The following is a 12793-nucleotide window of genomic DNA, read 5'->3' as shown; positions in this document are numbered from 1 at the left end:
CACCTCAATTCTCTACTAGTATATCACATTTCGCCACAAAAAAATCAGCCCGAGGACTGATTCTCTATTATTTCAAAGTGAGTTTACCCCTACACTTGCCACATCGGTATTTTTTTAGGTCAATGCGGCGCTTGCGCTGGTAGGCTTGTCCACAGGACTGACAGGTATAAAGCAAGCTTGGCTTGGCAGTTTGTTCCAGTTTGGGAGCATAGCGCAGGCCGTCCACCGCAGCTAACAGTTCCTTGAAATCCCTGTCTCCGTGCCGATAACCTTTCTTCTCAAAGTAGAGATGGTAATGGCAGAGCTCGTGACGAACAATCTTCCGAAAGACTTCTAAGCCTTGCTTCTCCAAGTGCTTGGGGTTAAAATCCAAGTGCCCATCCTTTGGAAAAAAGCGACCACCCGTTGACCGCAGTCGCCTGTTCCAGATTGCTGCATGCCGAAATTCCTTACCGAAGTCTTGCAAGGAGACTTCTTGCACATACTTATTCAGATCCATTTGGTTTCAAAAGGCTAAGACCGATACGGTTGCGTTTGATGTCCACTTCAACCACCCAGACCGTTACGATTTCCCCAACGGCGAGGACTTCGCTAGGATGTGGCAAGGCTTGTTGGCGTCCATTCTTATCCCGTTTTCGCTTGACCATGCGTGAAATGTGGACCAAGCCATCTTCGTGGACACCGATGTCCACAAAGGCTCCAAAGTCCACAATATTACGGACTGTCCCCTGCAATTCCTGTCCGACTACCAGGTCCTTGACATCCAAGACATCTTGACGGAGGACTGGCGCTTCAAAGTCATCCCGTAAATCACGACCTGGTTTGAGCAAGTCTGCGATGATGTCCTTCAAGGTTTCCTGACCGACACCGATTTTTTCAGCCGTATCTGCGATAGCCACCTGCTTTAATTTTTCCTGCGCAGCTTCATCTAAGTGGTCAATCGCTAGAAGTTCTAACAGGTTTTCCACAGCCTTGTAAGACTCAGGGTGCACGCCAGTATTGTCCAAAAAGTTAGTTGCATCTGGGATGCGCAAGAAACCAGCTGCCTGCTCAAAGGCCTTGTCACCCAGACGAGGCACCTTTTTGAGCTGCTGACGAGAGGTCAGAGCACCATTTTCCTCACGGTACTTGACGATGTTCTCCGAAATGGTCTTGTTGAGACCAGCCACATGAGCCAGAAGGGCCGGACTGGCCGTATTGACATTGACGCCGACCTGGTTGACCACCGTATCAACCACAAAGTCTAGGCTCTCAGACAGAGATTTCTGGTTGACATCGTGCTGGTACTGGCCGACACCGATGGACTTGGGATCGATTTTGACCAGCTCAGCCAGAGGGTCTTGCAGGCGGCGGGCGATGGAAATGGCAGAGCGTTTCTCGACGGGGAGGTCTGGGAACTCGTATCGGGCCAGTTCAGAAGCTGAGTAGACAGAGGCTCCGCTTTCATTGACGATGACGTAAGAAACATCTGGGAAGTCCTTGAGCAAATCAGCGACGAAGGCTTCAGACTCACGGCTGGCCGTTCCATTTCCGATAGCAATGATTTCCACTTGGTATTGTCCAATCAGGTCTGCCAAGTCTTTTTTTGCCTGAGCAATTTGTCGCTGACCAGCCGGCTCCACAGGATAGATGACCTGCGTAGTCAAAAGTTTTCCAGTCTGGTCCACCACTGCCAGCTTAGCACCTGTCCGAAAGGCTGGGTCAAAACCAAGAACAACCTTGCCTTTGAGGGGAGATACAAGGAGCAGATTTCGTAGGTTTTTAGAGAAGAGCTGGATAGCTCCTTCTTCTGCTTCTTCCGTCAATTCTGTTCGAATACGACGCTCCATAGCAGGCAAAATTTTCTTCTTGATAGCCTGCTGAATGACATCCTTGATGTAGCTATTAGACTGTGGAAAACGTAGCTCAAAGAAACGAACCATTTTATCCACATTGTGTTCAAAAGAAACCTTGAGAACACCTAATTTCTCACCACGGTTAATGGCCAGGGTCTTATAACCCTGCATTTTTGCCACTTTCTCAGAAAAATCATAATAAATCTGAAAGACTTCCTTCTCGTCTGGTTCTTGATCTTTTAGCTCTGAAGTCAGGCTTGAATGGGTTTGTACTTCATGGTAGACCCAGGCCCGAAGCTTATTGTCTTCTGAGATTGCTTCGACCAAAATATCCACAGCTCCGGCCAAACAAGCCTGAGCAGTGTCAAAGCCCTCACAGATAAAACCAGCAGCCTGTTCTTCCAAGTCAGCCACATTCTGTAAAATCAACCGAGCCAGCGGGAACAGTCCAGCCTCACGCGCCACCGTTGCCTTGGTCCGACGTTTTTCCTTATAAGGCAAGTATAGTTCTTCCACATCTGCCAACTTTTCCGCTTCCTCGATAGCCTGACGGAGCTGGTCTGTCAATTTACCCTGTTCTTCAATCTTGGCAAGGACAGTAGCCTTACGTTCAGCAAGAGCAGTCAAGGCCTTATCCCGATCAATGATAGACTTGATGACTACTTCATCCAAATTCCCAGTCACGTCCTTCCGATAACGTGCAATAAAGGGAATGGTATTGCCTTCAGCCGTCAAAGAGAGAACCGTATCAATCTGTTTTAAACTAACGCCCAATTCCTGAGCAATTTTCAAATATTTTTCTTCCATAGCTACTATTATAGCATGAAAGTGGTAGGTTGGAGATGATAAAAGAGTATGCTGCAATGACAACATACTCTCCAATATTAAAATTCTGCCAAATCCGGATCCAACTGTCCTTTTAGACCTGTTAGCTTATCCAACTGAGCAACTGCTTCTGGACTAATCTGCAAGTCTGCAATGTCCAAGTTGGCCTTGATGTTTTCTGGGCTGGTTGATTTTGGTAAGGGTAGAAAACCTTTTTCCAAGGACCAAGCCAGTGCTAGCTGAGCGACGCTGCAGCCTGCTTCCTTGGCCAAGTCTGCGGCTTCTTGACTTTGGAAGAGGGTTCCTGTACCAAATGGACTATAGGCCTCCAAGAGAATGCCTTTGGCTTTGCAGTAGGCCACTAATTCTGACTGGGGAGTACCGGGTGCCAACATAATCTGGTTGACCATGGGTGTGATTTCAGCAGTTTCCAACAAGCCTTCCAGGTGATGTTCCATAAAGTTCGACACACCGATGGCTTTGACCTTACCTGAACGGTAGAGCTCTTCCAAGGCTTTCCAAACTTGGGCATTGCGTTCCTTCCAGCCGATGCCGTCACGAATAGCCTTTGGATTTGGCCAATGGATAAGGAGCAGGTCCAGATAAGCTACACCCAGCTTGTCCATTGAAGTAGCAACCGAATCCAAGGTATCCTCATAGCCGACCTTATCATTCCAGACCTTTGTCGTTAAGAAAATATCCTCCCGTGCCACACTACTGTCCGCAATGGCCTGACCGACACTGGCTTCATTTCCATAAATCTGAGCAGTGTCAATATGACGGTAGCCTGCTTCCAAGGCATAGAGAACCGAACGATGAGCCTCTTCACCGTCAGGAATTTGCCAGGTCCCAAAACCAATTTTTGGAACGGTCACACCATTTGCTAGTTGATATGTCTTCATAAAAAGACCTCCTGTATTTTCTAGTTCTAGTATACCCTAAAATGTAAGCCCTGACAAAAATTTAGATAGAAAAAGGGAGCGGGAAAGAACTCGACTGGTCAAAAAAAGAGTTCGTCTTCCCACCCCCGCACAGTTGATTAGGTCAGATTTGGAGTGTGAAGCACGAACAAATCTGCCAATCAACCACTGCGCTGAGATGTTGACACGAACTCTGAGAAGTGGCTTTGGACTTTTCGTCCAGCCTCGCTCACATTTATCTCTAAAACTTATCTCTCGAAATTGATTTTTTTCGATAACTTATCAATCACTACAGCCCCAACTAGCAAGGACAACAATTCCCCGCCAGCAGTCGTCAACCAGGTCAAGAAGAATGGCAAATCATACAAGACTTTCAATTCCAAGGCGATGGTAAACATGGTTGCTGCAAAAAAGAACGAGAAATAAAAGAATGCCTTATTGAACAAGCCACCGAAGAGGTAGTCATTCTTATATTTTTCAAAGAGGATAACCCCAAGGCTAACAAAGATAAGGGTTGAAAATCCACCTACAAAGAGGTCAATGACACCAAATCCAATTAAGTTGGAAATCATGCAACCGATGGTCACAGCGATGATATACTTGCGATTATAAAAGGCCAAGAAATTGAGCATTTCTGACAAGCGGAACTGAATAGCTCCGAAGGAAATGGCATTCAAGGGCGGTGTCAGGGTCAAGGCCACATAAATAGCCGCGACAAGAGCAATCTCTGCCATATCTCTGGCAGTCCATTTAGATGTATTCATAAAAATTCTCCTTTAGCAAGATGCTTAAAATATGCTTGGGTAAAGTGAGCAAGCCCCAAGGGTCATTGATTTTCTCAACAACGTTGTCTAGTATAGCATAAATGAAAGAAAAATGATAGACTAGTTCTTATGAAAAAACTATTTTATCAACTCATAAATAACGAAGTCATCCTTTATTTGATTGCAGGGGTTGCAGCTACCCTTGTCTATATGGTTACTCGAATGGGACTATTTCTAATCATCCCTTCCATTCTCCTGGTTACCCTTCTGGCAAATGCTGTCGCTATTCTCTTTGCCTTCTGGACCAATGACCGGTTCGTTTTCAAACAAGCCAGAGAAGGCTGGGGGCAACGACTGGTTAAGTTCGTATCTGCACGTATCGCAACACTCGTTTTGGATATGTTTCTAGCTTACTTGCTAGTTCAAGCCTACCCACAATGGATTGGACAATTCGTCAATAATGACATCTCACTGGTCAACGCCATCGCAACACTCTTCTCACAAGTACTGGTCATCGTACTTAACTATTTCTTGAGTAAATTATTTATTTTTAAAGATAAGAAATGAGGCTGGAAATCCCAGCCTCATTCTTTTTCTATCGGTGTAAAACGACTTTTTATTCTATTTAAAATAGAAACAACATCTCCATCTCGAGCATGAAATTCTTCCACTTGCATACTTTGAACACTAGCATTGATAACTGCACCAATGATCAAGACTTGGGCCATAAAAATAAACCAAAGCATAAAAACAAGGAAAATAACAGCTGTAACCATCCGAAAATCCAACAAGCGATTGGCATAGTTATCCACATAGATAGTAAAAAGCTTACCGACCGATGTCATAACCAAAAGAACAAAGCTTGTTCCAGGCAAAATATAACGGATTTTCTGAATAAGAATATTGGGTAAGAAAAAATAAAGCATCATCAAGCCTGCAAATAAGGCAATTAAACCCACTAGTTGTGTCTGACTAAGAAGACCACTTAACCACTGATTATCTAGCGGAAGAAGTTGGCTAAGGAAAGAAAGAATTACCTGACCAAAAGTCAAGAGGGTCATGCTCAATAGAATAATGACTTGTAAGCCAATTCCCAAAAATATACCGATTAAATGTCCGATAATAAAATCTCGATGCTCATTGATACCATAAGCCTTGTTGACAGCCTTTTGCAGGATTGTCATACTTCGCGACAAGGTCCACAGGGTCGTCGCAATTGAAATTCCCAACCAAGACGATGACGGCTTGGTCAAAATAGAGGTGATAAAGTCCGATACTGGAGGATAGAGCTTATCCGGTACAAATTCTGCCACAACCGACAAAATCAAGTCTATGTCGAATGGAAAATAAGGAAGTAGATTAGCCAGGGTCAACAAGATAGGGAAAATACCGATTAGCAAATAGTAGGCCACCGCCACACTAGTCACATCAATATCAGCATTCCGATAAAAAGAAAAGAAGGTTGAGCAGAATGTTTTCAAACCTTCAACTAATTTGGTTTTCTTCATTCCCTCTCCTTCTTTCTTGCTATTTTAGTAAGTCCCTTCCTCACCTTGACTGGTCAAAATGACCGGACCATCTTTGGTGATGACAAATTGGTGTTCGTATTGGCAAGACAAGCCACCATCAAGTGTTTTATGAGCCCAACCTGTTTTCATATCGGTATCAATTTCCCAGGTACCTGTGTTAATCATTGGCTCAATGGTCAAAACCATGCCCTCACGCAAGCGTAGTCCACGGCCTTTTGTCCCGTAGTGAGGAACCATTGGCTCTTCGTGGAAGGTTGGACCAACACCGTGGCCGACCAAGTCACGAACAACACCATAACCAAGTCCTTCAGCATATTCTTGGATAGCCGCACCGATATCACCGATACGATTACCAACTACCGCCTGCTCGATACCGCGGTACAAACATTCCTTGGTCACATCCATCAAATTCTGCACTTCTTCCGAAACCTGACCGACAGCATAGGCCCAGCAAGAATCCGCACAACCACCACGATAAGATTGGGTGATTTTCTTCATAGCCTTGACATCATTGAAGTTGAGCTTAGACACATCAACAACTGATTTGTCCAAAGGCTCACTCAATACCATGTCAACCTTGAGCAAATCCCCTTCTTTCAGTTTGTAATGACGTGGGAAGGCATGGGCAACTTCATCGTTAAGACCACAACAAGTCGCATAAGGATAGTCCATCAACTCACCATCAACACCAATTTGAAGGGGCAAGACATTTTTTTCCTTACATGTTTTACGGACATATTCTTCTACTTCCCACATGTCCACGCCTGGTTTGATGATATCACGCAATCCAATATGGATACCAGCTAGCACGTCGCCAGCACGGTTCATGGCATCAATTTCACGTTGTGATTTAATGGTAATCATTGATTCTCCTCATACATTTCTAATTTAAAATCTGTCTTCTTCAAGCTAAATTTTCTATAATTTCTTGTTTTGTGACTGTAACGGTCACTACCTCTATACTGTTCAGCCAGCACGAAGCCCGCTTTTCTAGCCACCATCTGACTGGCCACATTTTCCTCATGGGTGATGATAGTCAATTCTTTTAACCCGATTTCATAAAAGGCTAAAAAGACCAGATTTTTCACCGCTTCCGTCATCAGCCCTTGACCCCAGTAGTCTTTTTTTAGGAAATAGCTGAGCTCCGCAGTCATTTGGCGGTCATCTAGTTTTTCAAAACAAAGCGCACCAATCATCCGACCAGAAACCTTATCGACCAAGGCCCAATTTCCCAAAGGGCTACGCATAAATTTCTCAACCATGGTCGCAAGAGCCAGGTTCTTATCCTCCAAGGCCGGAAAGATAAAAGGAAGATTTTTCGGATTTGATACAATCTCAAAGAAATCATTCCCATCTTCATAGGAAAAGGGGCGTAAAACCAAGCGCTCTGTTTCAAAGCAAGCAAATTGTGCTAGTCTAGTCCAAACTGTCATAGTGTACCCAAGGGGCTGAGAATAACTCCCAGCCCCAAATTGTTTGATGTTAAAAGTAAGAAGCTAGCCCGAACTTGCTGCTAGTTCTCAATCAACTGAATATCTGCACCCAGTTCTGTTAATTTCTCAATAATATTTGAATAGCCACGCAAGATAAACTCAATATTGGTAATTTCTGTTCGACCTTGAGCCATCAAGCCCGCAATGACCATGGCAGCTCCAGCCCGCAAATCCGTCGCCTTGACTGATGCACCGGTCAACTGATTTGGACCTTCGAAAGCAATGTAATTGCTACGAGTTGAAATATTTGCACCCATATTCGCCAATTCTTGCACATGACCGACACGTTTTTCATAAATGGTATCAACAATTTTACCAGTGCCCTCTGCTGTCAATAGGAGCGGAGTGATTGGCTGTTGCAAGTCTGTCGCAAAGCCTGGATATGGCGAAGTTTTGATACTTACAGCCTTCAATTTTTCTTGTTTTTCAACAAAGATACTGTCTTCAGAAACAGTCATGCGAACGCCCATTTCTTCCAACTTAGCGATAAAGCTTTCCAAGTGTTCATAAAGGACATTATCGACACGGATACCTTCACCCACTGCGGCTGCAAGGGCGATATAGGTTCCAGCTTCGATACGGTCTGGAATGACTTGGTGACGGGTTCCATGCAGACTATCTACACCATCGATGGTAATAATGTCTGTACCTGCGCCACGAATATGGGCACCCATGTTATTGAGCAAGGTTGCTACATCAATGATTTCTGGCTCACGCGCCGCATTTTCAATAACCGTACGACCCTCAGCTTTAACCGCAGCCAAAATGGTATTGATAGTTGCACCGACACTGACCACATCCATGAAGATATGTGCTCCCTGAATGCGTTGACCATTGGTTGCTAAACGCATATAGTCACCCTCATAGGTCGTTTCAGCACCCATGGCCGCAAAAGCCTTCAAGTGCAAGTCAATCGGACGTGGACCTAAATCACAGCCACCTGGCAGACCAACCACTGCTTGACCGAAGCGACCCAGAAGTGAACCGTAGAAATAATAAGAAGCACGTAGGCTATTGATTTTACCAAAAGGCATGGGCATATCTTGCACACCACGAGGGTCAATTTCAAGCGTTTCACCATCACGCTTAACGGTTGCCCCCATGGTTTCCATAATATCAATCAAACTATCAACGTCTGAAATAGCTGGCACACCATCCAGTGTGACAATTCCATCCGCAAGAATAATGGCAGGAATTAAAGCAACGACTGAATTCTTAGCCCCACTGACTGTTACAGACCCTTTCAGTGTTTTTCTACCATTGATAACGATTTTTCTCATACTAACTAATCTCTTTCTCTTATTGCCCAAAAAAGGCATACGTTTCATTCTATCACAATGCAGGGTAAAAAGCTAGTAATTTAGCACATCAAATAACTAGCTAGTCAGATGACCATAGCGGTCGTTCCAATCCATGCTCCTGCTACAGCTCCATTCACTGGCACTAGGGCTGAATAGCCGTCCTAAAACAGGCAAGTTTCCTATCAGAAAGCCTAAACCAGCTACCAATTCTAGTCAAAACCGTATAAAAAAATCGCTAGAAGGTCATTTCTAACGATTTTCATTGGTTTCTGATTGGTTCTTATTGGCACTAGGCAAGGATAGCCTTCAACGCCTCTACCTTATCCAAGCGTTCCCATGGCAAGTCAATATCTGTGCGACCCATATGACCATAGGCTGCCGTTTGCTTGTAAATCGGACGCTTGAGATCCAACATCTGGATTATGCCCGCTGGACGCAAGTCGAAAATCTGACGAACAGCTGCTTCTAGTTCGCTTTCTGCTACTGTACTTGTACCAAAGGTATCAATGCGAACAGAAACTGGATGGGCAACCCCGATGGCATAAGCTAATTGAACTTCAGCTTTTTTAGCCAAGCCAGCAGCTACGATATTTTTTGCGATATAACGTGCCGCATAAGATGCAGAACGGTCCACCTTGGTCGCATCCTTACCAGAGAAGGCACCGCCGCCATGACGAGAATAACCACCATAGGTATCAACGATAATCTTACGACCTGTCAAACCAGAATCCCCTTGTGGTCCGCCAATGACAAAGCGACCTGTTGGATTGATAAAGTAGTTGGTTTGGTCATCCAAGTATTGAGCTGGAATGATTTCCTTAACGACACGCTCAATCACATCCTGACGAATTTGCTCCTGGCTAACTTCTGGATCATGCTGGGTCGAAATAACGACAGTATCCACACGAACAGGTTGGTTGTCTTCATCGTACTCAACTGTTACCTGTGACTTCGCATCTGGACGGAGATAAGCAATTTCACCAGATTTTCTCAACTCGGCCAAACGACGCACCAATTTATGACTAAGTGAAATTGGCAATGGCATAAGCTCTGGCGTTTCATCTACTGCAAAACCAAACATGAGCCCCTGGTCACCTGCACCAATCAAATCTAATGGATCTTGACTAGCATCTTGACGCGTTTCCAAAGCTTCATTGACGCCTTGGGCAATATCTGGCGATTGCTCTACAAGTGACGGATGAACCCCAACCGACTCAGCTGAAAAACCATACTCACCTTTTGTATAGCCAATCTCCGCAATCGTATCACGTACCACACGGTTAATATCCACATAGGCAGTGGTTGAAATCTCTCCAAACACATGAACACTGCCTGTATAAACAGCCGTTTCCGCCGCTACGTGCGCATCTGGATCCTCTGCTAAAATAGCATCCAAAATGGCATCTGAAATCTGGTCTGCAATCTTGTCCGGATGACCCTCCGAAACAGATTCAGACGTAAACAACTTACGTTCTGACATAAACATGTCCCCCTTAAAATAAATTGTTATCAAGGTTACAAAGAACTAGTCGAAGACTAGTGATTTGCGAAAGACACCTGTCTTGAGCAAAGGAAAGCTCTATTTGCGAAAGACACCTGTCTTGAGCAAAGGAAAGCTCTATTTGCGAAAGACACCTGTCTTGAGCAAAGGAAAATTTCCAGATACATAACGAGAAAGCAATAACTTCCAAGCATATGTACGAAAATTAACTAGTCTGATAACTACCTTTTCGGGACTTAATAACGCTTCTAGTATAGCATATATTAGGTGACTATCCTAGTATTTTTCTAAAAAATAAAGAGAGGTATGCAAGACAACCTCCCTTACTAAATAAATTCTGCTTCTGCAATCGCCTTTTTAACAGTTTCCAGTTGTAAATGAACCAGCTCACAGCCCTTTTCCTTGTAAAGATACTGGGCATAGTCATCCATTCGGTATTCGTTGATATAGACGACACGTTGGCAACCAACCTGTAGCAATTGCTTGGAACAATTGAGGCAGGGGAAATGGGTCACATAGGCAGTAAACCCTTTTGGAATTCCCCTTTCCGCTCCTTGTAAAATGGCATTGACTTCCGCATGCAGGGTCCTAGCACAATGACCATCAATCATGAGGCATTCCTGATCCAAACAATGCTCGGTTCCTGAAACAGAACCATTATAGCCCGTCGCAATAACCTTATTATCCTTAACCAAAACCGCACCGACCTTGGCCCGCTTACAAGTTGCCCGATTGGCAATCAAGAGCGCCTGAGCCGCAAAATATTCATCCCAGGCTAAACGATTTGTTGACATGATTTCTCCCTTCCACTCAATCCACCATTCCATAGATCTCTGCTATATCTTGTGCCGTAATGATACCAACAATATCTTCAGGAGAATGAAGCTTCTTATTATTTTGACGAGTGACCAAAACAGTTGTCCGTTTTCTTCCTTCAAAATGATTGATAAGCTGATAAAGGCTTGTATCTGTTGGTAAAATAAGCACTTGAATACTATCCTCCTCGCAAGCCAAGACATCAGCCAGACTGGCTTTTTCTAATTTTTCACGGATAGAGCCCGTTTCCTTACTAGCCTTGGCCAACCAATTTGCCAATCCCTTATCTGACACCAAACCCTGGTAGGATGTGCCGGAAAAGATAGGAAATTTGGAAACATGCTCACGTTCCACAATTTCCAAGGCCTGGGTCAACTTATCCCGACTATCAAACAGAATAGGCTTGAGTTTCTGGGTCTTTTGCAAATAGGTTTCAATGGTCTTAGGTGCTTGGTACTGGGCAATAACCTTTTCCAAAACTGAAATCAACTCCTGCGAAGGCTGAGCCACTTCTTTCAAGCCTGTTCGTCTTTCATGGACCATAAGATTACGTAACTGCCGAGCTACATAGAGATTGTCCCAGTTGGCTTGGACAGGATTGACTGGGCTTAAGTCCTTGGCCTTGGCCAACATAGAACCAACGTCCGCATGTTCCCCATCCTCAACTTGACAGACCTTGCGCAAGACCTTGTCCAGGTCATTAAAGAGCTCTAAAAAACGGTTTTCATTCATCTTAGTCTACCATAGTTGATTTCAAATAAGCATCCACCATTCGCTCAGTCGCCTGAACGGAATCCATATGGGTGCGTTCATAAGAATGGCTAGACTCAATACCCGCACCAAGTAGAGCGTGCTTGACATCTGCACCTGCTCGCATGGCTGCTGAAGCATCCGAACCATAATATGGATAAATGTCTAATTTATATGGAATACCATCCCTCTCCGCCAAGGCTACCAAGTGCTGACGGAGTTCGTAATGATATGGGCCTGAACCATCTTTGACACAGATAGAAACCGTGTACTCATCTGTCTGCTGGTCATCTCCCATTGCCCCCATATCCACCGCCAGATACTCAACCACCAGAGCAGGAATGCTGGAGTTGGCACCGTAGCCAATTTCTTCATTATTGGAAAAATAGAAATGGGTCGTGTAAGGCAGGGTCACTCCCTCTTCCTTATAAACCTTCAAAAGATGGAGCAAGATAGCAGCTGAAACCTTGTCATCAAGGTGGCGGCTCTTGATAAAGCCTGTTTCTGTCACAATAGTCCTTGGATCAAAGGAGATAAAATCACCGACTTCAATGCCTAAGGCCCGCGTCTGATCGGCACTGGTCACTTTTTCATCCAAACGAATTTCCATGTTGGTCTGGTTCCGCTCGGCTGTGCTGGCATCTCGATAGACATGGACAGAGGTCTGGTGCATCAAAATCGTACCTGTAAAGGTCTTGCCATTTTTTGCACAATGGATAAGGCAATTTTCTCCCTCAATTGAAGGGTAGCCAAATCCTCCCACCAAATCCATTTTGAGTCGGCCGTCTGGCTTGACTGCACGGACCATGGCACCCAAGGTGTCCAGATGAGCAGTCAACATTCGGTGTTTCTGGTCATTTTCCCCAGGAACTGTCACCAAAACGCCTCCCTTGGCAGTTTTGACAGCCTCATAGCCGAAACCTTCTACTTCTGTCTTGATGTAGTTCATCATATCCGTCGTAAAGCCTGTTGGCGACGGAGTGTTGGTCAGTTTAACGATGTAATCAAGTGTCTTCATGAAAACCTCCTTATTTTAAACTATTATATCATGTTTTAGGA

General features: G+C 44.6%; 13 protein-coding genes and 1 riboswitch. Of the genes, 1 reads left to right on the top strand and 12 read right to left on the bottom strand.

What is annotated here, in order from left to right:
- Positions 1-67: 67 nt before the first annotated feature.
- The 4 genes from C1E58_RS05255 to C1E58_RS05240 all read right to left on the bottom strand — a co-directional run bounded on the left by C1E58_RS05255 (position 68) and on the right by C1E58_RS05240 (position 4344).
- Complete coding sequence (locus C1E58_RS05255) at positions 68-499, bottom strand: SprT family protein (RefSeq protein WP_105209625.1); 432 nt, start codon at positions 497-499, stop codon at positions 68-70.
- Positions 486-2642 carry a Tex family protein gene (locus C1E58_RS05250; RefSeq protein ID WP_105209643.1) on the bottom strand — a complete coding sequence of 719 codons (2157 nt, stop codon included), beginning with the start codon at positions 2640-2642 and terminating at the stop codon, positions 486-488. Before C1E58_RS05250 ends, C1E58_RS05255 begins: the two co-directional genes overlap by 14 nt.
- Positions 2643-2719: 77 nt before the next feature.
- Positions 2720-3562, bottom strand: coding sequence for an aldo/keto reductase (locus C1E58_RS05245; protein ID WP_105209624.1), 843 nt, complete (start codon positions 3560-3562; stop codon positions 2720-2722).
- Positions 3563-3828: 266 nt separating this feature from the next.
- Entirely contained in the window at positions 3829-4344 is a 516-nt protein-coding gene (locus C1E58_RS05240) for a QueT transporter family protein (protein ID WP_105209623.1), read from the bottom strand.
- Positions 4342-4444: riboswitch (PreQ1 riboswitch) on the bottom strand. Its footprint overlaps the gene before it by 3 nt.
- A gap of 29 nt (positions 4445-4473) precedes the next feature.
- Between C1E58_RS05240 and C1E58_RS05235 the strand changes: the two genes are divergently transcribed.
- Positions 4474-4911, top strand: coding sequence for a GtrA family protein (locus C1E58_RS05235; RefSeq protein ID WP_105209622.1), 438 nt, complete (start codon positions 4474-4476; stop codon positions 4909-4911).
- 17 nt (positions 4912-4928) lie between these two features.
- On the opposite strand, the gene C1E58_RS05230 is transcribed toward C1E58_RS05235, so the two are convergent.
- From C1E58_RS05230 to C1E58_RS05195, 8 genes are all read right to left on the bottom strand, one after another.
- Entirely contained in the window at positions 4929-5852 is a 924-nt protein-coding gene (locus C1E58_RS05230) for a YihY/virulence factor BrkB family protein (protein ID WP_105209621.1), read from the bottom strand.
- 24 nt (positions 5853-5876) lie between these two features.
- The gene (locus tag C1E58_RS05225; RefSeq protein ID WP_105116968.1) at positions 5877-6737 is read right to left on the bottom strand and encodes a methionyl aminopeptidase; all 861 of its coding nucleotides are present in this window, start codon (positions 6735-6737) and stop codon (positions 5877-5879) included.
- On the bottom strand, positions 6734-7306 hold the full coding sequence (locus C1E58_RS05220) for a GNAT family N-acetyltransferase (protein ID WP_105209620.1): 573 nt from the start codon (positions 7304-7306) through the stop codon (positions 6734-6736). The genes C1E58_RS05225 and C1E58_RS05220 overlap by 4 nt, the downstream gene beginning before the upstream one ends.
- 80 nt (positions 7307-7386) lie before the next feature.
- Complete coding sequence (locus tag C1E58_RS05215) at positions 7387-8646, bottom strand: UDP-N-acetylglucosamine 1-carboxyvinyltransferase (RefSeq protein WP_105209619.1); 1260 nt, start codon at positions 8644-8646, stop codon at positions 7387-7389.
- Positions 8647-8956: 310 nt separating this feature from the next.
- Complete coding sequence (gene metK, locus C1E58_RS05210; protein ID WP_105209618.1) at positions 8957-10147, bottom strand: methionine adenosyltransferase; 1191 nt, start codon at positions 10145-10147, stop codon at positions 8957-8959.
- 347 nt (positions 10148-10494) lie between these two features.
- Complete coding sequence (locus C1E58_RS05205; protein ID WP_105209642.1) at positions 10495-10962, bottom strand: deoxycytidylate deaminase; 468 nt, start codon at positions 10960-10962, stop codon at positions 10495-10497.
- Between the two features lie 16 nt (positions 10963-10978).
- Entirely contained in the window at positions 10979-11716 is a 738-nt protein-coding gene (locus tag C1E58_RS05200) for a CBS domain-containing protein (protein ID WP_105209617.1), read from the bottom strand.
- A gap of 1 nt (position 11717) precedes the next feature.
- Entirely contained in the window at positions 11718-12752 is a 1035-nt protein-coding gene (locus tag C1E58_RS05195; protein WP_105209616.1) for a M42 family metallopeptidase, read from the bottom strand.
- Positions 12753-12793 lie beyond the last annotated feature (41 nt).

The sequence above is a fragment of the Streptococcus suis genome (assembly GCF_002964575.1).
GTDB lineage: Bacteria > Bacillota > Bacilli > Lactobacillales > Streptococcaceae > Streptococcus > Streptococcus suis_R.
The sequence above is the reverse complement of the archived record's forward strand: the minus strand, read 5'-3'. Positions and strand labels throughout refer to the sequence as shown.